We start from the raw sequence: 22061 nt of genomic DNA on the forward strand, positions 1-22061 counted from the left end.
ATATATGAATTTAAGGAAATTATATCGATTTTTACTTGGTTTGTTGTTTGCTTTTCCGATTTATGCAACAGACTTTATAGTACCTCGTCTTTCTCCTTTGCCAGCGAATGTAGAGACGCAAAAGATTTCCTTGTCTGGATTTTGGCAATTCAATCCTTCTCCTGAAAAAGAATTTTGGAAGAAAGAAAAAGTAAATAACTGGAAAAGTATAGAAGTGCCGGGAGAGTGGGTAATGCAAGGATTTGAAGTAGAAAAAGGGGAAACGGCCGGTTATTGTCGGACATTTACTGTTCCCGCTTCTTGGGATGGACAACGGGTAAAGTTACGTTGTAATGGGATATACAGTGATAGTCAAATCTTTATTAACGGTAAGAAAGCAGGCTCTCATTTAGGAGGTTTTACTGTTTTTGAACTGGATGTGACTCATTTGATAGAGCCAGGAAAAGAGAATAGAATTGCAGTTTCTGTTGTTTCTGAGAGTCTTGCTGATTCCACGTCAAGTGCCTCTCAGTATGCGGTCCATCCGTTAGGTGGTATTACGCGTGATATTTATCTATTTGTATTGCCGGAAATAAATTTGTCAATGTTTCATGCTGCTACTTTTTTTGATTCAACTTATACAGATGCAATGCTAGAAACAGAGTTGGAAATAACCAATGAATCTGCGATAAAAGTAGACAGCTTATCATTGTATTTTGCGCTGAAAGATAAGACTGGTAAGGATATAGCCTTGAAACAAGCGACGAAATCGATCCGTATGTTAGAGGCAGGAACTTCTGAGAAAATAGGGGTTTCTTTCTTTGTTCCTAATCCGGCGAAGTGGGATTCGGAACATCCCAATTTGTACACTTTAATCTGTCAATTGAAAGACGGTAAGAAAGTATTACATGAAACAATCCGCCGTATTGGTTTTCGCCAGATAGAGGTGCGTGGCAATCAGGTGTTTATGAATAATATGCCGATAAAGTTGCGTGGTGTTTGTCACCATGAGGTGATGCCATTGCGTGGACGTTCTGTGAATGGAGATATGTGGCGGAGGGACGTGGAGTTATTTCGTCGTGGAAATGTGAACTATTTCCGTACTTCTCATTATCCACCCGACGAAGCTTTACTGGAGGCGTGCGACGAACTGGGAATGTTGGTAGAAGTAGAAGCTCCTTTTTGTTGGGCACATGGTACAAATGTACCGACAGAAAAGTATTATGACGTATTAGTAAATCAGCATATTGAAATGGTGAACTTGAATCGTAGTCATCCCTCTGTTCTCATGTGGTCATTAGGAAATGAATCATTCAAGTATGTTGAGTATTTCAAAAAGGCAGGAGAGATTATAAAGCTAATAGATCCGACACGTCCCCGTATTTTTAGCCAGTTTGAAACGAATGCAGATAATGGCGAACTGGAAGTAACCAATTATCACTATCCCGGATCGACTGGACCGGATAAATACCGTAATAGCGAACGTCCTGTTATATTCGATGAGTTCTGTCATCTGAATGCTTATAACCGTTTGGAACTGGCAGCCGATCCTGGGCTTCGTTCGATGTGGGGACCTTTGCTAAACCGAATGTGGAATGACATGTATCATAGTCAGGGTGTTTTGGGCGGTGCAATATGGGCCGGTATCGATGATACATTTTTCTTGCCAGGAGAAAGGGCTATTGGTTATGGGACCTGGGGACCGGTAGACGGATGGCGTCGTGAGAAACCTGAATACTGGGGAATGAAGAAAGCTTTCAGTCCGGTTAAGATTGAGCAGAAAGGAAATATGTCGACAGATGGCATTATTTGTTTCCATGTAGAAAATCGTCATAACTTTAGTAATTTATCGGAGTGTATGATTGAATGGAAAGCAGGTAACAAAAGTGGTAAAGTGGTAGTTGATGTAGCTCCTCGTTCAGAAGGAGATTTCAATATTCAGTTACCAGAATCTTTACGGAGTATCGAAATATTAGAGTTAACCATTACTGGTGTACGTGGTTTTGTAATCGATGAATATAGTTTTCAAATTTTACCAAAACAGTTGAAAGTGCCAGAAAAACAGGAGATTATTCAAGCTGGAAAACTCTTTTGGCAAGAGAAGGCGGATATGATAGAGATTTTATTAAAAAGCGGAGTATTTATAGTGGATAAACGTAATGGACTATTGACGGCAAGAAAGGATGATAATACTGTTTTGTTACAATCTCCGGCATTGATGATCTTACCATTAAACAGAGAGGGAGAAGGTCTTCAAATGACTGGTAAAAATCAGAATTTTAAGCCGTATAATCCAATATGTGAAAATTGGATTGCTCAGTCTGTTATTTGCCAGTCGGATGATAATACTGTAAATGTAAAGATAAAAGGCATATATAAAGAGGCCGAAGGCCTATTAGAATATTGCTTCCATAAGGATGGAAAGGTGACATTTACTTATGACTTTATGATTCTTCAAGAGGTTTCTCCTCGACAGATCGGATTGGTGTTTACATTACCCGTTTCATTCACTCATTTGGATTGGAAACGAAAAGGATATTGGAGTGTTTATCCTGTAGATCATATAAGTGCTTTGGTGGGAGAAGCAGAAGCATTTGATGTCTCTTTACCCGTATCAGGATTAGCAGGACCTTCCAAACAACCGGAAAAATCCTGGTCGTATGATCAAACAGTTGCTGGTTCGAATCTGTTCCGTTCTACAAAAGAGAATATTTATTCGGCAAGTTTGACAAATTTGGAAGGTAAATCAATGACAATCCTTTCCAATGGTATGCAACATATCCGTTCTTGGATTGAGAATGATGCAATTCGTTTATTGGTAGCTGATTACAACAATGCAGGTGGTGAAAACTATTTGACTTCTCATATAGAGAAAGAATACAGATTATTGAAGAAAGGAGATAAAATACAAGGAAAAGTGACAGTTACTTTTTAAGTGTTAATTTAATGTTTTTTTGATATTATGAAATGTGGATTATTGTATATATTATTTGCTTGCATAGGAATTGCCTGCAATCAGAATACCGTTCAGGCACCGTACACTTATGCCGTAGCAAAGATTCCGTGGAATGAATCTTTGGGTAACCACCGTGCTGTGTTGACAGTTAATGCTCCAGCTGAAGCTGTTAAGCTTTCTTTTGAATGGCGGCGTCCGGATAAGGAGGTGGAAAACCATCGTTTCCTGATTCTTGATGCGGAGACGGGGGATACGATTCCCAATATCCAACGGCTGAAAATCGAGAATGAACGATGTGAACTCTTATTTGGACCGGTCAAAAAAAAAGGAACTTATTTCTTCTATTATCTGCCTTACTGTGTACAGGAGGGATATGGGTTTTATTACCGGGGATATTATCCGAAAGAAGATGAACCTGATCAGCAATGGTTGTCTGTAATATCATCCATCTCTTTTTCCGGACAGTTTCCGGAAGCTACGGTTGCTTGCGTAGAATCGCGTATACAGTTTGACAGCTTCTATCCGATGGAAATAACAGCTTCGGTTGAGGAAAAGGAGCAATACAGGCAAAGCAATCCAGGTCGTTTCCTTGTCTTTCCGGAAGATCGCTCTAATCCTATACGGATGAAAACAAACGTGCCTTATAAATGGCTGCAAGGTCAGGACCGTACTTTGTTTAAAGGTTCTGCTATGCCTAATGAATATTATGCGTTTCAGCTGGGTGTATGGGCGGGAAACCAGGAGCTGAAAAGCATTACCTATGAAACATCCGGTTTAAAAAGCGGAAATAATGTGATCCCTGCAGAAGCTATTACTTGTTTTAATATAAACGGAGTCAATCCGTTGGGAAAACCTTTTACCAAAAAGGTGAGTGTAGCACCGGATGCGGTTCAACCATTGTGGTTCGGGGTTGATCTGAAAGTAGACCAACCCAGTGGCATCTATAAAGGCGTTATTGTCGTTTCAGACGAAACAGGATATACCGTCCCTGTGGATATTGAGTTGAAAGTGTCTGGAAAAATGCTGGCAGACCGTGGAGATAACGAAATTTGGCGTCACAGCCGTTTGCGTTGGCTTAACTCGACTCGTGGAATCAATGATAAACCGACAGAGGGATATACAAATATGTCTTTGGTAGCTAATTGTGTTTCTTGTTTGGGGCGTACGGTTTCCCTTGATATGCAGACGGCTCTACCATCTTCTGTTGATTCTTGGGGACATGAACTGTTGGCATCTCCCATACGCTTTATCATCCGTACTTCTTCGGGAGAAAAAAATTTGAACGGAACTGTTGACTTGACTGAACAATCTGGCGGGAAAATATCGGGGACCTGGAAAGCTGAAGACGAAGACTTGAAGTTGACCTGCAATGGAACGATGGAGTTTGACGGTTGGATCAACTACGTTTATTCCATCACTCCCAAAAAGGACTTACAGATCGAAGATATCCAGCTGAAAATACCGATGAAAAGTGAAGAAGTTCCTTATTTTATGGGATTGGGGCTACCTGGACAGGAGATTCCCACCTGTTATTCTGGAGGCTGGGAGAGACAGGGAAAAACGGTACATGATTACACTGTACCTATTCCTACCTCTGAAAGTTCTTCATGGCTGTGGCCTTTTGACAGTTTTTGGTGTGGTTCAGAAAAAGCTGGTATTCATTGTGAGTTACGCGGAGCGAGTTATACCGGTCCTTTGCTGAACGTGTATCGTCCTGCATATCCCGAAAGCTGGTATAACAACGGCAAGGGCGGTTTCCGTATCAACCGTAGCGGAAACCGGACAACGGTTACTGCATACAGTGGCGAGCGTACCCTCAAAGTCGGCGAGGACCTGATATTCGATTTTGCCTTATTAATCACCCCGGTAAAGAAAGTGAATAGCCGTAGCCAGTTTACTGATCGTTATTACCAAAACGAAGCAGCACCGACTCCCGGTGAAGAAAACTTGAAAGTGGGGATGAAGATCATTAACTTACACCATCCTTCCGACTATATTAATCCATTCATCAATTACCCATTTATTACAGCTGACAAGGTAAAAGACTTTGTGGATAAATGGCATGATAAAGGTTGTAAGGTGAAACTTTATTATACAATCCGTGAACTGACGAGTGTAGTTCCTGAGATATGGGCTTTACGTAGCTTGGGTGACGAGATATTGCGAGGCGGTAATGGCGGTGGTTTCCCTTGGTGTCAGGAACATTTTGTAACTGATTATACTCCTCAATGGTATCAGCATTTGAAAGACTTACAATTAGGTGTGGTAGCCGATGCTTCCGTTTTGACAGCTACGGGAGATTCACGCTGGTATAATTATTATGTGGAAGGACTGGCTTGGTTAGTGAAGCATACAGGTATTGACGGGTTGTATCTGGATGATGTGGCTTTCGGGCGTGATATGCTGAAACGGATGCGACATGTGATGGAAGAGGTAAAGCCGGGGGGCATCATTGATTTACATTCAAATACGGCTTTTTCACGCGGACCAGCTACTCAGTATGCGGAATATTTTCCTTATGTGAATAAAATTTGGTTTGGTGAACGCTTTATGTATAATGAGATGTCTCCGGTAAACTGGCTGGTGGAAGTCTCTGGTATCCCGTTTGGACTGATGGGGGATATGTTACATGGCGGCGGTAATAAATGGCTGGGTATGCAGTATGGTATGAGTGTTCGTCAATCTTGGCAGACAGAGGGGATAATCTGTGATCCTCAATATATTTGGAAGTTATGGGATGACTTCGGGATCATGGATGCACAAATGATCGGTTTCTGGGAAAAGAATCCGGCTGTGACCACTTCAGATAAAGATGTGAAAGTAACTACTTATGTGAATAAAGGCAAAACGCTTCTTTCAATCGGTAATTATTCCAAAGTAAAGAAACTGGTTAAACTGAATATCGACTGGAAACAATTGGGTCTGAATCCGTCATCTGTCCATATACAGGCTCCGGCTGTTACTGATTTTCAGGGTGCGCAAGAGTTTGCACTAGATGATCTGATTCCGATCGATCCGAAACGAGGATGGTTGATTCTTTTAAGTGAATGATATTTATTGTGTTTGCTGATTAAAAGAGAGAACACAGGTTTACTGATTATTTAAATAAAAAACAATTGTCTTGTATGTCGGAAGAAAAGCGCAAGTATTTCCGGGAAAAAACGTACATATTTTTCCGAAAATAGATACGCTTTTCTTCCAATGGATAACTATATAATGGAAAACGGATAGCAATGTAATGAAAAACAGGTAGCTATGTAATGGGAAGATATAACCCCGGCAACACAATACAGCCTGGAATACGTCTCTCTATGAAGTTTTTTATCTTACCTTTCAGGTTTCAGCCATGTTTACACTTTGGCTTTCAACTGACACGGCTGAAAGGAGTAAAATGGAGTTCCTTTAGGATACAGGCTTTAAATATCAAAAGGTAAAAGATACCTGAAGCCTGAAAGGTGAAAATAAAAACACGCTGAAAGGGAAGGCCTTTTCCTATAATCTCAGGTGATAAAAACAACGTTTTTGGGTGTAGTTACCCTAAACCTTAAAACAGGCAGTTACAACAATTAAAATCACGCCCCCCAGGAAATATCGGGTGGGCCATAAAAATAAAAAAAGTTACTCCAATTTGGAATAACTTTTTTCGCTCTTCCTCTTGGACTTGAACCAAGGACCCTCTGATTAACAGTCAGATGCTCTAACCAACTGAGCTAAGGAAGAAAATATGTCTTTCAGTCTTTCCCGATGTTTTTTCGCTCTTCCTCTTGGACTTGAACCAAGGACCCTCTGATTAACAGTCAGATGCTCTAACCAACTGAGCTAAGGAAGAAAATATGTCTTTCAGTCTTTCCCGATGTCTTTTGCTCTTCCTCTTGGACTTGAACCAAGGACCCTCTGATTAACAGTCAGATGCTCTAACCAACTGAGCTAAGGAAGAATTTTCAATCTTTCAGCGGCTTGTTGTATGCCTTTCTGAAATTGCACTGCAAAAGTAGAGGTTCTTTTTGAAATATGCAATATCTTTGCAGAAAAAATTTGAAAAAATGAATACGATAGGCTTAGGAAACGCTTTGGTAGATGTTTTACTTCGGTTAGATAGTGATGATGTGCTTGCAGAAGTGGGTATAAAGAAGGGGGCAATGGATATGATCGGTCAGGAACAGATGATCGCTATCCGTAAAACACAGGAACGGTTGGAGAAAAGCCAGGCTCCGGGTGGCTCTGTTTGTAATACGATGCGTGCAATGGCTTGCCTGGGTGCAAATACCGGTTTTATAGGAAAGATCGGTACGGATGCGGTTGGTGAATATTATGAAAAGGCGTTGCAGGATGCGAACGTGTCTCCTTATTTTATAAAGACAGAGGGTATTTCGGGCAGTTGTACCGTATTGATCTCAAAAGACGGTGAACGTACGATGGGTACATTCCTTGGTCTGGCTCCGACGATTACGCCGGATGAAATAAAGGAGGAGATCCTTAGCCGGTATAATTGTATATATATAGAAGGATATTTGTTGGTAAACGAAGAGTTGGTTCGTACTACTATGCAAAAAGCAAAGAAACTGGGATTGAAAGTGGCCCTCGATCTTTCTAATTTTAATATTGTAAATGCATTCAAGGGATTGCTGGATGATATTATTCCTGAATATGTAGATATTCTTTTCTCTAATGAAAGTGAAGCGGAGGCTTTTACCGGTCTGAAAGCAGAGGAAGCGGTAAAGGTTCTTTCCGGAATGGTAGAGGTGTCTTTGGTTACTCTGGGCAAGGAAGGTGCGTTAGTGGGAAGTAAAGGACAGGTCATTGCCGTTCCGGCAGAAGGAGGCAAGCCGGTCGATACAACCGGAGCAGGCGATCATTTTGCTGCCGGGTTCCTGTATGGGCAATCTGTGGAAGCTACATTGGAACAGTCGGCCCGGATCGGTTCGCTTCTGGCCGGATATATTATAGATGTGATCGGGGCTCAGATCCCGGATGACAAATGGGAACAAATAAAGTTAAAAGTAGATGCGATATTATCCTGAAAAGGGTTTTATGTATACATTTACATCGTTAATTAACTAAATATTCTATGTTTAAGAAGGTACGACGAGAAAGATTGATAGGTTTGTTTTGCTTATTGCTCCTGGCTGGGAGTATTTTGCCGGGACAGGCTCAGAAAGATAACCGCTTTGAAGTAAGTAAGAACCTGGACATTTTCAATGCTTTGGTGAAAGAGGTCGAAATGTTCTATGTGGATTCGGTGGATGTGGAAAAAACAGTCCGGAGAGGGATCAACGCCATGTTGAGTGGGCTGGACCCTTATACCGTCTATTATCCGGAACAGGATATGGATGAACTGAAAATAATGACTACCGGCGAGTATGGCGGTATCGGTTCTTATATCCGGGAACGGAAAGATGGGGGAGTGTATATCATCGAACCTTTTGAAGGTATGCCTGCTGCTTTGGCGGGTTTGAAAGCCGGAGACCGTATCCTGGCTATCGATACAGTCGATACGAGCAATAAAACATCCAGTGAAGTCAGTGAACTGCTGAAAGGAGTGCCCAATACAAAAATGGTATTGAAGATACAGCGTCCGAACGAAAAGAAACCCCGTGAAGTGGAACTGGTCCGTAAGCAGATCCTGGTAGACCAGGTTACTTATTATGGTGTTCGTGGCGATGGTGTCGGTTACATCTATCTGAAAGGGTTTACCGATAAGAGCGCACAGGAAGTGAAAAATGCCCTGGAAGATTTAAAGAAGAATCATCAGATAAAATCATTGATCCTGGATTTACGGAATAACGGAGGTGGTCTGCTGGAAAGTGCAACCCAGATCGTTGGTATGTTTGTCCCGAAAGGAAAAGAGGTGGTATCGACCAAAGGCAAGGTTAGCCAGTGGGACCGTACTTACCGTACATCCAATGAACCGATCGATACGGTTATGCCGATGGCAGTCCTGATCAATGGCAATTCGGCCTCTGCTGCCGAAATTGTTTCCGGCGCATTACAGGATATGGATCGTGCCGTATTGGTAGGCCAGCGTTCTTATGGAAAAGGCTTGGTACAGTCTACCCGTGAACTTCCTTATGAAGGGCGTCTGAAAGTAACAATGAGTAAATATTACATTCCCAGCGGCCGTTGCATCCAGCAGATGGATTATTCCCACAGGAAAGCGGACGGCAGTGTGGCTGCTATTCCTGATAGCCTGACATCTGTATTCTATACATCGAAAGGGCGTCCTGTCCGTGACGGTGGCGGTGTACGTCCGGAGTTTGAAATAGAGGAAGAAGAGATGCCGACTATCATGTATTATCTGGTGACCGATTTTGTCCTGGTGGACTTTGTTACGGATTGGGCACAGAAACATAAGACAATTCCTTCTGTGGAAGAGTTTACTGTTTCCGATGAGGATTTTGAAGCATTCAAAAACTATGCGAAAGAAAAGAATTTCACTTATGACCGTCAGAGTGAAAAGATTTTGAAAAACCTGAAAGAAGTAGCCCAGTTAGAAGGCTATACAGACAGGGATTCAACAATTTTCACTGAACTGGAAGCCCGCTTAACTCCAAATCTGGACAGGGATTTCGATCTTTATAAGGATCAGATTAAAAAGTTACTGGCTTCGGAGATCGTAAAACGCTATTATTTCCAGAAAGGCGAACTGCTTGAAAGCCTGAAAGATGACGAAGTACTGGATAAAGCGATCGAAGTTCTGAGCAACCTGGAATTATATAGCAAGACATTAAGCACTCCGGAAGAAGGAGAAACCAAACCAGCTGACGAAAAAGCTGATTCTTCGACCAAAGGAGGTGATATAGCTTATGTATTTGATAAGACTGTAGGATAGAATCTATAAGACCGATATATTGAGGGAGTAAACAAAATTGTTTATTCCCTTTTTTATTTTGTGAAAAAGGATTTCCGGCTTTCTATTTGAATTTAATATGTAGAACAACCAATTCGGATACAGTCCCTACCCGGTAAGGAGGGCCGGCTATGCCTATGCCGGAAGATACATAAAATTGGGTCGGACCTTTTTTATGATAACCGTAGGGGCATTCATAGATCAGCTTCATTAACAGGGGATAGGGCCATAACTGCCCGTTATGGGTATGTCCGTGAAGCCCCAGATCCACGCCGTTCATGGCCATTTCTGCAAATGACCAGGGTTGATGATCCAGAACAATAATCGGTTTGGTGGTATCGATGTCCGCCATTAACGTATGTAAAGCCTGCCGTTTTTTATTGATATAATCGTCTCTGCCGATCAGGTAAAAGGTTGAATCGGGTTGTACGACCGAGTCGATCAAATGTACGGCTCCGGTTTTTGCCAGCCAGCGATATTTGGCAAAACGGTTGGCGCGGTATTCGTGGTTGCCGTTTACGACGTATACACCCAGCGGTGCTTTTAGTTGCTGTAAATCATTTTCTATATGTTCCATCTCGGCAAAACGGGATTCGTAATCCATAATGTCGCCCACCAATACGACCATATCCGGGTGTTGGGCGTTACTTAGTGCGACATAGCTTTGGACCAGCTTTTTACCGATCACTTCACCTATATGCAAATCGCTCATCATAACCACAGTCAGGCTGTCGCGCTCGCTGCTCCCTTTGGGTAGAGTGACATATACGTCTTTGACTATCGGGTAGGCGACGGTCAGGTAGGCTTTCACCATCAGGCAGGATACTCCGGCTATAATTACAAAAAACAGGGTTAACTTAGTCTGTTTCCAATGTTGTGTCAGCCATTGGGGAAACCAATGGAAGAAACGGTCGGATAGTCTGAGCACTTCCAGCGTCAGCAATGAAAGCGTGATATAGACAGAAGCAATATACCAGGTGTTGCAGATATATTGGATCGTGGTCATTATATGATCCGGCAATTCCTTGCGGAAGAAAAATCCGAAGAAGTAAATCGCCAGTTCCAGTATAAAGAATAATGTATAAGGGATACGCCAGCTTTTTTTAGCCGGTATTGCCTGATAGCCCCTCCAAAAGATATAGGGATTCAGTAACAATTGTGCTACTATCGATTGAATAAAGACTTTCATACCTGTTTGCCTTGCGGGGCTTTATTTGAATGCAATATTGAATACGACCATCTCGCTGTTCGTCCCGATCCGGAAAGGAGGTCCCCAGAGTGATAAGCCGGAAGATACATAGATATGGCTGTTACCCCATTGTCTGTATCCATAACTTTGCTCGAACAAGCGGTCTGTCAGCAGGTTCATCGGCCAGATTTGTCCCCGATGTGTGTGTCCGCTGAATTGAAGGTCTATGCCGGCTTTCTCTGTTTCCTGCAGGTCATACGGCTGATGATCCAAAAGAATAACAGGTTTATCCGGGTCAATGTTTTGCGATAAAGCCTGAAGGGATAAGCGTGACGGATTATGACGGTCGTCACGTCCGGCTATCTGAAGCCCGTTGGGGAGTGTAACTACTGTGTCGCGTAACAGTTTGATCGGGGTCGATTGGATAAAATCAACGCTTTTCTTTATTCCGCTGATATATTCGTGGTTTCCCGGAACCATATAAATGCCTTGCGGTGCTTTCAGTTGCGAAAGCTCTTCCTGCATATTCTCTGCATAAAGAGGTGTTACGCTGTTGTCTATCAAATCTCCTCCGATCAGGATCAGGTCCGGTTGTTCGGCATTGATCATGCTTATATATTTCTTCAGCTGTGCCTTGTTTGTGCCGTAACCCAGGTGGATGTCGCTTATGGCAACAACTTTCAGCGGTTGTTGATTACTGTTGACAACCTTGTTGATAACTATGTTGAAAACTTGTGTCTTCGGATGTTGATAATGATAGTAACCGTAACTTAATAGGCTGAGCGTCAGTAGGAGTGAAATGTAAAACCCATATTTAAAACTCCCGTTGAAAAGTTTGAATATATCGAACGCAACCAGGAATAATACCATATATAAAGTAAAAACCAGCCAACCGGTTCCCACCTCATGTATGGTATGTGCCATCACATCCGGATATTTTACATTCCTTGCCAGCATACTGACTACGAATGCAAGTGCACAACTCCAGAATAGAACTGTCAGAAGCACCTTTACGCCGAAAGGCTGGGCCACAAGCGTCTGTGCCCCTCTGATAAATATATAAATATTCCCTGCAAAGTAAGCGCAAAAAAGAGCGATGAAAATTGTAGGCATTTTGTCAAATTTTCGGCAAATGTACATAATAATCTTCAATTCATTTGTGAAAAAAGGTTTTGGCGTATAAGTAGAAAAATGTTTCACATCTGACAATGTCTGATTTATTTCGGATAACCAACCGGGTTATTCATCATCAATACCTGGCTGTCCGTCAGCTTGAGGATTTTTTTCAGTGCGGCCTGATCCATGCTTGCTCTGGGTACTGTAGACAATCCTATACCAGCACAACATAAGTTTATATTTTGTGAAACGATACCGGCATCCATTGCCGCCATCAGTTTTGTGTGATCCCCGACATTACCGAAACGGGAAAGATCGGATACCAGAACGAGACAAACGGGAGCATCTTTAACGAAATCCTGTCCTCCTCCAACGGCAGCACGATGATCTCCCTTTGCTATCGGATTCAGTGCATGGGCTTTTGCATCATATAGATAAGCGCCATCTTTCATAATAACATACACATCGATATCCTGTTTGTTCAAAGCCGACGGAGCCGTGCGTTTTCCGTCTGTACGGTTAATGCCGTTGGCAGCCCATAACAAATCTGAAAGATCCTGTGCGCTTAGTTCTTTCGCTGCATATTCGCGGTCGGAATGACGGTCGGAAAATGCTTTCATAACAGCTGTTCCGCGAGCCTTGTCCGGAGCATTGAGTTTAATGACTTTAAGATCCTGTGCATTCATAACGGAAATGAATAATAAAGCGGTTAAAATGATTGAAATCTTTCTCATATCTATATTTATTAATAGTAATTCCTACAAATTTAAAACAAATTCATCTAATCGAACAGCAAAATACATCTTTTACAAATCTTTAATCCCGCTAAATACGAAGGTTTCGTAGAAACTTATACATTTGCATCGGGTTTACACTATTTTTTAGTAATAAATATAATAAATCAATCGATAACCTCTAAATTTTTTTAATTTGATGAAAGAAAAACTGCTCTACTTAGTGTTGGTGTTGATGATGACTGTGCCTTTGTGTGCGCAGAACCAGAATGCCGCTGATTACACGATCAAGGGACAGGTAGTTGATTCCCTGTCTAATGAAACAGTTCCTTATGCCACGTTGAGTATCGCTTTGGCAAATGCGCCCCAGAAAGCGATCAAACTGTTGGCCTGTGATGATGATGGAAAGTTTACCACCACATTAAAACAACCCGGTACATACATCATGTCTATGCAATCTTTAGGAAAGCTTCCTGCCGTAAAACGCTTTACATTGTCTGAAGGTAAGAAAAGCTTGAATCTGGGTAAGTTGTTTATGAACGATGACACCCAGCAGATCAATGAAGTAACGGTTGTTGCCCAGAAACCATTGGTAACGGTGGAAGTGGATAAAATTACCTATAGTCTGGATGATGATCCGGAAGCCAAGACTAACAATGCGTTGGAAATGTTCCGTAAAGTCCCGATGATAACCGTGGATGGTGAAGATAAAATCCAGTTGAAGGGTTCTTCAAACTACAAAATTTATATGAATGGTAAACCTTCTAACCTGTTGAGCGGTGAAAACGCATCAGACGTATTGAAGAGTATGCCGGCAAGTTCAATCAAAAATATTGAGGTAATTACAGATCCGGGGTCCAAATATGATGCAGAAGGCGTAGGAGGTATTATCAATATTATCACATCAAAAAATGCAATGCAGGGATATACTGGTACGGTTCGTGCGAATGCAAGTACATTAGGTAGCTTTGGCGGCGGTGGATATGTTTCATTGAAGGTCGGAAATTTAGGGCTTACGGCAAACTATGGTTATAACAACCGTAACTCACCTTGGAATGATTCACATAGTGAACGTGAAACAGATGAAGATCGTTTGGCAGAAGGTAGACCAACTAAATTAATAGAAGACGGGCGTAGCAAGTATAAAGGACCGTTCCAATATGGTTATCTGGAAGCTAGTTATGAAATTGATACATTGAATTTAATAAGTGTTGGTGCCAATTTGTTCCGCGGAAAATCTAAAAACTTATCGGAGTTGGATGCTGTATTAAACCCACTGGGAGACGAATTCAATTCATCTCCGATTTATAAATTTCATCGTAACAGTGTTTCTGAAGGAACTTTCGGTTCTACAGATTTGAATGTGGATTATCAGCATTCTACTTCTAAAAAAGATGAGTTGTTGACCGTTTCTTATCGTTTCAGTCAATCTCCGAACGACAGTGAAAGTAATACCGAACTTTCTGATGTTGTTAATTACTATCTGTCTAATGAATATCCCAAATGGAATATTAATGATGCCTCTACGATAGAACATACCGGACAGATTGATTATACAACTCCACTTTTTAATAAGCAGACATTGGAAGCGGGTGTAAAATATATCAATCGTCAGAATAAAAGTAATACGTTGGAACAGATTTATAATGATTCGACGAAAATGTGGGAGGATCATTCTCGGGATAACAGCCAGTTTCGCCATACACAACATATTTACTCGGCTTATCTGGGCTACCTGATACGTTTAAACAAGTTTGGAATTAAAGCTGGTGTACGTGCTGAAGGAACAAGTTTAAAGGCTGAGTTTGCTCGCAAACCGGATATGGATTTCAGTACCAATTATTTTGATGTGGTACCGAATGCTACTTTAACTTATCAGATAGACATGTCTACTCAAATCCGTTTGGGATATAATATGCGTATTCAACGACCGGGTATCTGGTATCTGAATCCGTATATTAACGATGTGGACCCTCAAAATATCTCTCAGGGTAATCCGAATCTGGATTCGGAAAAGAGTAATAATGTGAACCTGAACTTCAGTAAGTTTACTCAAAAGTTCAGTATCAATGCTAGTCTGAGTTACACATTTGTAAATAATCCGATTGAACGTTATTCTTTTACAGCTGATTTTCCGGTAGACGATCCTCGTTCGCAATATAACGGTGCTATGTGGAATACCTATGATAATATAGGTAAGAAACAGCAAGTTGGTATGTTTCTGTATGGAAACTGGTCGCCTACAACTTGGTTCCGTATTTATATGAATGGTGGACTTGATTATACAGACCTGAAAGCTCCTACTTTGGATTTGAAGAAAGATGGTGTTAGTGGACGTGTATTTGCAGGTACGCAATTTACACTACCTAAAGATTTTCGTATTAACTTGAATGGCGGTTATTTCAGTCCGTGGATCATGTTACAAGGTAAGCAGTCGCCTTTCTATTTTGCAGGTCTGAATGTTAGTAAGGATTTCCTGAAAAAGAAATTGTCCGTTTCTGTCGGTGCAAACAATCCGTTCTGGAAAACGATGAAGATGGAGATGACTACTAATGGGGAAGGGTTCCGTAATGTGTCAACCAACTGGCGTAGTGCCCGTGAGTTCCGTTTCAGTGTCTCTTACCGCTTCGGAACAATGAAAGGACAAATCAAGAAAGTACGCCGTGGTATCAGCAATGATGACTCAAAAGGCGGTGGTGAAAATAATCAGGGCGGCGGAGAGCAGTCGATGTAATTTTTAATTATAATATCTGAAAGGCCCGGATTTTTGTCCGGGCTTTTTTGGGTTTCTATACGATCTGTATTCATTTACCAGCCTTACTAATTCTAATTACTACGGCAACTAATCAATGGTTGATAACCATCAACCGAACGGTTCATAATTATCGGCCGATTGGCTCATAATTATCGACCAAACGGCTGACAATTATCAGCCGCTAAATAGATAGGGTGAAAAATCTTCTAACATACTATAGATGAGTAATGAAGAACGGTATGAAGATTCGATGTAAAGCTAATGAATTTTTTACTGTCCGCTATTCATAAAAAGGCATATTTGGACAAAAAAGTACCTTTTCTTAGACAAAAAGTGTCTTTCCTATCGAAAGGTTCGTTTTATCTTTGTTACCGGAATCAGAAATAAATAACATGAAACACATTATTATTGGTTTGTTGCTGGTACTTTGCAGCACATTTACTTATGCATCCCGTAAGGAGATACTTTTGAATAACGACTGGATGTTCCGTTTCTCGCATCAGGTGCAGAAGAAGAGTGAACAAAGAGTCAATCTGCCTCATACATGGAATAGTGGCGATGCCTTATCCGGTAAACAGGATTATTACCGTGGAATGGGTAACTATGAAAAAACTCTTTTCGTAAAACCCGAGTGGAAAGGAAAACGTTTGTTCCTGCGTTTTGAAGGCGTCAATACAATCGCAACGGTTTTTGTTAATTCAGTTTGCCTGGGTGAACATCGAGGTGGCTACGGTGCGTTTGTTTTTGAAATAACAGATAAAGTACAGTATGGTGCCGAGAATAAGATATTGGTAAAGGTGAATAATGCCTTGCAACTGGATATCATGCCGTTGGTCGGTGATTTCAATTTCTATGGCGGCATTTATCGTGATGTAAACCTGATCATTACCGATCCGGTAAATATTTCACTGACCGATTATGCTTCTTCCGGAGTTTATCTGATACAAAATAATGTAACGAAAGAACAGGCGGATGTGAAAGCTAAAGTCTTGGTTTCAAACGGTTCGTCCACGTCAAAACCGGTACAGGTGAATGTGAAAATCTGGGATGGAAACAAGATTGTGCAGCAGCAGGATATAAATCTGACTGTGGATGCAAATCAGATACATACCGCAGGACTGGAATTTTCTATTAAAAATCCTCATTTGTGGAATGGGCGGAAAGATCCGTTTATGTATCGTACGGAAGTGACATTGCTGGCTGACGGACAGGAAATAGATAAGGTAACTCAGCCGCTGGGCTTGCGCTTTTATCATGTGGATGCAGAAAAAGGTTTCTTCCTGAACGGGGAACATCTGAAACTGCACGGTGTGTGCCGCCATCAGGACCGTGCCGAACGCGGAAATGCGTTGTATAAAGAACACCATGAAGAAGATGCTGCCATCATTGCCGAGATGGGAACGAATGCGATTCGTCTGGCTCATTATCCGCAGGCTACTTATTTTTATGATCTGATGGATAAATATGGTATCGTTGCCTGGGCGGAAATTCCTTTCATTGGTCCGGGCGGTTATCAGGACAGGGGATTCAACGATCTGCCTTCTTTCCGCGAAAATGGTAAAGAACAGTTGAAAGAATTGATTCGCCAGCACTACAATCACCCGTCCATTTGTTTCTGGGGATTGTTCAACGAACTGAAAACACATGGTGATAATCCGATTGAATATATCAAAGAGTTGAATGAATTAGCTCATCAGGAAGATCCGACGCGTCCGACAACGGCTGCCAGCTTCCTGTCGTACGATAGCGATATCAGTAAAATAACCGATGTGATTGCCTGGAACCAGTATTTCGGTTGGTATGGCGGTTCTCCTTCGGATATGGGAAAATGGCTGGACGCTAATCATAAGGCGCATCCGGATTATAAGATCGGTATCAGTGAATATGGTGCCGGGGCAAGTATCTATCATCAGCAGGACTCTATTAAACCTGGTGTTGCTTCGGGCTGGTGGCATCCGGAAAACTTCCAGACTTTCTATCATATGGGCAACTGGGAGGCTATTGCAGAACGCCCTTTTGTGTGGGGATCGTTTATCTGGAACCTGTTTGACTTTGGTGCCGCTCACCGTACGGAAGGCGATCGTCCGGGAATCAATGACAAAGGTCTGGTTACTTTTGACCGTAAAGTGAAGAAGGATGCTTTCTATTATTATAAAGCGAACTGGAATAAGGATGACAAATTCGTTTATATCGCTAACCGCCGTCATCGTGACCGTGATACGAAAGTGACCGATATAATGGTATTTTCTAATCTTCCCCAGGTTGAATTGTTCGTAAACGGAAAAAGTATAGGTGTACAGGGACCGGATAATTATGCCACTTTTGTTTGGAATGGTGTAAACCTGAAAGACGGGGAAAATACAATTGAAGTGCGTGGCATACAGAAGAAAAACAACATAACTGATACAGTAAACTGGACTTGTAAGTAAACATAATAGATGGTTTTTTTCTACTGAATTGTAGTTCTTGCAAAAAGAATGGTAATTTAATAAAGGTTATTGGGAATTATTTAGTAGGAAAGTCTTTATGGGATAAGGTGTTAGTGATTAATACCTTATCCCTTTTTATTTTTGTGAATATAGTTCTGTGTGGACTATGTCTTTTATTTTAACTAAACAGAACGGGACAAAAGTAGCAGATTGTATAAAATATAAACATACATTTTTGTCTAATAGATATGTATAAATTGTCCATAGCTGAAAAATTAACAGATGTATAATAGCTTGTATATAAGCCAAGTATATTTTGACCGATTGTTTCAGTTAGTAAGATATCTCTAAATTCAGCCGAATGAAGAGGGGTAGAAATACAAGATAAAAAAAGATTGTTATTATTCTATTGGCGATTATCATCGTTAATATTATGCTGAAAATTTCTCCTGTCATTCTCCTATGATAATCACTGCTCTCCAATTGAAAAATAGAATTTGTCAAAACTACTATCTACGTTGTGAAAACTAATATTTGACTCTAAAAAAACAATGATTCTTGAATAATAATAGTCCATAGTCCACACAGGACTATTTCATTTGGTAGAAACGAACAAAACTAAAATTCCTGCACATTTAAGTCGACAAGATTTAGTGTGCGCAAACAAAATCAATTTATTAACTAAATCTGGTGTTATTATGACGAAGGATTTTAATCGTTATTATTTTTCAAGACAGATGTTTATAGGAGCTACGATGTTCCTTGCATCTGTGGGAGTTGCATCGGCCAGTCCGACAGCTCTGGGAATGAATGTTCCAGAATCAGATGTTTTCATGGCTTCTCCACAGCAAGCACAGAAAACGGTGAGTGGAGTAGTAGAAGATCAGTTTGGTCCGGTTGCCGGAGCAAATGTAGTTGAGAAGGGAACCACGAACGGAACTATTACTGACATGGATGGTAAATTTACGTTGAATGTTTCTCCTAATGCAGTTCTGGTTGTTTCTTTTATTGGTTATACGGAACAGCAAATTACAGTAGGTAACCAAACTTCCTTCAAAATCCAGATGAAGGAAGACTCCCAGGCATTGGATGAGGTAGTAGTTGTTGGTTACGGTACGCAGAAGAAAGTGAATTTAACAGGTTCTGTTTCTTCCGTAGATTTTACAGAACAAGCTGCCAGCCGTCCTATTACAAACGTATCATCAGCCTTGGGAGGTCTGTCTGCCGGTTTGCAGGTTATGCAAAGCAAAGGTAATCCGACCGACGACGGTGCTACGATCCGTGTTCGTGGTACAGGTACATTGAACAATGCCAGTCCGTTGGTTTTGGTCGATGGAATGGAAGCCTCGATGGATGCTGTCAATCCGCAGGATATTGAGACGATTTCCGTATTGAAAGATGCTGCATCGGCTGCTATTTACGGTTCACGTGCTGCCAATGGTGTAATTTTGATCACAACGAAAAAAGGTAACCGTGAAAAGATCCGTGTAACTTATTCAGGTACTTTCTCTATGGCTCAGCCATCTAACCTGCTCGATTTTGTAACGGATTATCCTACGCATATGCGTTTGATCAATGAAGCCAAATTCAATGAGGGTTACAATGATGTATTTTCAGCAGCAACAATCGAAGCCTGGGAAGCTGCCAATGCAGATCCGAATGGTCTGAATGCAAACGGTGTCCCTAACTGGCTGGCTTATCCGAATACGGACTGGAACAAAGAAATGTATAAAAATAATCTGGTTCAGGACCATGTCGTGTCCGTGAACGGAGGAAGTGAAAAGGTTACATTTTTACTGTCTGCCGGTTATATGGATAACCCAGGTTTGGTGGAAAACACCGGTTTGAAACGTTACACATTGCGTGCCAACGTAGAAGCGAATGTAAACAAATGGTTGACCTTGGGAACCCGTACATATGCTATTATGAACGATAAGGATCAGGGTAATTACGCTGATACCGGTATGTTGAACTTTATCCGCCAGACTACCCCGGGTTTGATTGGTATGTATGATGGAAAAATGGGATATAAGGAAGCTGCCGAAGAAAGCTCTACCGCTAATAATATTGGGGCATATCTGAAACAGACCGACGGACAAAACCGTTCTTCCCGTTTTAATACAACGATGTATAGTAAGATCAAGTTTATGGAAGGTCTGAGCTGGGACTTCAACTTTAATTACGGACGTCGTTTTGACGAATATAACTCACATACAGTTCCGTTGGCCCGCTATACCTTCAGTAATGGTGAGATTGCTTCTACAGCAACGACTCCGGACCAGATGACGACAACTTGGAAGTCGTATGCGGAAGAAACATATACGCTTGAAAATATCCTGCGTTATGACAAGAGCTTCAAAGGTGGTCACGATTTGAATGTAATGGTTGGTTACAACGAATATTTCTATAAACAATACGAGCATAAGCAACAGAAAAAGGGTTTGATAGACCCGAGTATCAGTGTTCCCGATGCAGCCACAGAAATGCAGACCAGTACTGGTACGGCGAAAGACGAAGCACTTCGTTCTGTATTCGGCCGTTTGAATTATGCTTATCTGTCTAAATATCTGTTTGAGGCTAACTTCCGTTATGACGGTTCTTCCCGTTTCAATTCCGATTCGCGTTGGGGTATCTTCCCGTCATTCTCAGCTGCCTGGCGTTTGTCTGAAGAGGAATTTATGAAGAATATCGGCTGGTTATCTAACCTGAAAATCCGTGCTTCCTGGGGACAAATAGGTAACAACCGCATTACAGATAAGGATGGTTACCAGGACTATTATGGTTATCAGGCTACTTATAAGACTTATAATTATTCTTTTGGAGGGGCTCAGGCTGCTGCTTTGGCACAGAACAGGATCGGTAACTCGCGTCTGGAATGGGAAAGCACGACTGTTACGAACTTTGGTGTGGATGCCGGTTTTCTTAATAACCGTTTGACAGCAGAGTTGGACGTATATAATAAGGTAACGGATGGTATCCTGACAACTCCGAACCTTCACTTGACAATGGGTATTAAGACTCCTCCGACCATGAATACGGCTGAGGTTACGAACCGCGGTTTTGAATTGACTGTAGGCTGGAAAGACCATGTAGGTGATTTCAATTATGCTGTTTCTACCAATTTCTCTTACAATCATAATGAGGTAACAAAATATCTGGGTAAGTATGAAGCCGGTTGGGTGGAGAAAGACGGTAAGAAAGTATGGCAATCGAATATCGGTGATGTATCTGTGGATAAAGATAAGGGACGTATCGTAGAAGGACATCCGATCAAAGAATATTATACATTGAATACTTATTCCGGTAATGGAACCCATTTTAACAGCGATGGTTCCGTAAATATAAATGGTGGCCCGAAAGATGGTATGATCCGTACGGAAGGTGATATGAAATGGTTGAATGCCATGATTGATGCTGGTTACAAATTTATGCCAAACCAGAGTGTCGGTCGGAATAATATCTATTACGGTGATTTGATTTATGCGGATTTGAATGGCGACGGTATTTACGGTAGTTCTTATGATTATGACTTTCAAGGATCTTCAGCTATGCCTAAGTTCGGTTATGGTATCAATATCAGCGCCAGTTGGAAAAACTTCGATTTAAGTATGTTGTGGGCTGGCAACGGTGGTTTCAAACTGTATTGGGAAGAAGATCCGTATAATAGTGTAGCAATCAGAAATGGTTTTGCAACATCTGAGCGGGTTGCGAATGATCATTACTTCTACGATCCTGAAAATCCGACTGATTCGAGAACCAATCTGAATGGTTATATTCCCCGTTTGGTAGAAAACTCGAAACAGAGCCGTCAAACCAGCAATTATTATTTGTACAACGGTACTTATATGAAATTGAAGAATCTGACAATCGGCTATACATTGCCTGTAACTCTGACAGAAAAAATTTCTGCAGAAAGGGTTCGTGTATATCTGTCTGGTGAAAACTTGTTTACCATAACATCATTCCCCGGTCAGGATCCTGAAATGGGGGCAACTACAAACTATCCGTCTTTACGCCAGTTTGCTGCGGGTATTAGTGTTACATTCTAAAAAAGAG

General features: G+C 41.4%; 10 protein-coding genes and 3 tRNA genes. 7 read left to right on the forward strand and 6 right to left on the reverse strand.

Translation table 11 applies throughout. The features are described 5' to 3' along the window. Positions 1-4 precede the first annotated feature (4 nt). Positions 5-2914 carry a glycoside hydrolase family 2 protein gene (locus C825_RS06705; RefSeq protein WP_010801928.1) on the forward strand — a complete coding sequence of 970 codons (2910 nt, stop codon included), beginning with the start codon at positions 5-7 and terminating at the stop codon, positions 2912-2914. A 27-nt stretch (positions 2915-2941) separates the two neighbouring features. Then, positions 2942-5986, forward strand: a complete 3045-nt coding sequence (locus tag C825_RS06710) for a glycoside hydrolase domain-containing protein (RefSeq protein ID WP_010801929.1) — start codon at positions 2942-2944, stop codon at positions 5984-5986. 595 nt (positions 5987-6581) lie between these two features. On the opposite strand, the gene C825_RS06715 is transcribed toward C825_RS06710, so the two are convergent. The 3 genes from C825_RS06715 to C825_RS06725 all read right to left on the reverse strand — a co-directional run bounded on the left by C825_RS06715 (position 6582) and on the right by C825_RS06725 (position 6872). After that, positions 6582-6655: transfer RNA gene (locus C825_RS06715), tRNA-Asn, on the reverse strand. 35 nt (positions 6656-6690) lie between these two features. Then, a tRNA-Asn gene (locus tag C825_RS06720) sits at positions 6691-6764 on the reverse strand. A gap of 34 nt (positions 6765-6798) precedes the next feature. Further along, positions 6799-6872, reverse strand: a tRNA-Asn gene (locus C825_RS06725). Positions 6873-6978: 106 nt separating this feature from the next. Here C825_RS06725 and C825_RS06730 point away from each other — a divergent pair. Continuing rightward, positions 6979-7956, forward strand: a complete 978-nt coding sequence (locus C825_RS06730) for an adenosine kinase (RefSeq protein WP_010801930.1) — start codon at positions 6979-6981, stop codon at positions 7954-7956. Between the two features lie 47 nt (positions 7957-8003). Beyond that, positions 8004-9764, forward strand: a complete 1761-nt coding sequence (locus tag C825_RS06735) for a S41 family peptidase (protein WP_010801931.1) — start codon at positions 8004-8006, stop codon at positions 9762-9764. Positions 9765-9846: 82 nt separating this feature from the next. On the opposite strand, the gene C825_RS06740 is transcribed toward C825_RS06735, so the two are convergent. The 3 genes from C825_RS06740 to C825_RS06750 form a co-directional block, all read right to left on the reverse strand. After that, a complete protein-coding gene (locus tag C825_RS06740; RefSeq protein WP_007655048.1) occupies positions 9847-10971 on the reverse strand; it encodes a metallophosphoesterase in 1125 nt (374 codons plus the stop codon). Between the two features lie 21 nt (positions 10972-10992). Beyond that, positions 10993-12084, reverse strand: a complete 1092-nt coding sequence (locus tag C825_RS06745; protein ID WP_007655046.1) for a metallophosphoesterase — start codon at positions 12082-12084, stop codon at positions 10993-10995. Positions 12085-12188: 104 nt separating this feature from the next. Further along, positions 12189-12821 (reverse strand): SagB/ThcOx family dehydrogenase, encoded by a 633-nt coding sequence (locus C825_RS06750; RefSeq protein ID WP_007655044.1) that lies wholly within the window; start codon positions 12819-12821, stop codon positions 12189-12191. Positions 12822-13020: 199 nt separating this feature from the next. Between C825_RS06750 and C825_RS06755 the strand changes: the two genes are divergently transcribed. From C825_RS06755 to C825_RS06765, 3 genes are all read left to right on the forward strand, one after another. After that, positions 13021-15555, forward strand: a complete 2535-nt coding sequence (locus C825_RS06755; protein WP_007655042.1) for a TonB-dependent receptor — start codon at positions 13021-13023, stop codon at positions 15553-15555. Between the two features lie 413 nt (positions 15556-15968). Next, positions 15969-18005, forward strand: a complete 2037-nt coding sequence (gene lacZ4, locus C825_RS06760) for a beta-glucuronidase LacZ4 (protein ID WP_010801932.1) — start codon at positions 15969-15971, stop codon at positions 18003-18005. A 698-nt stretch (positions 18006-18703) separates the two neighbouring features. Beyond that, complete coding sequence (locus tag C825_RS06765) at positions 18704-22054, forward strand: SusC/RagA family TonB-linked outer membrane protein (RefSeq protein WP_010801933.1); 3351 nt, start codon at positions 18704-18706, stop codon at positions 22052-22054. Positions 22055-22061: the final 7 nt, after the last annotated feature.

It is taken from the genome of Parabacteroides sp. ASF519, from assembly GCF_000364265.2.
GTDB classification, from domain to species: Bacteria; Bacteroidota; Bacteroidia; order Bacteroidales; family Tannerellaceae; genus Parabacteroides; species Parabacteroides goldsteinii.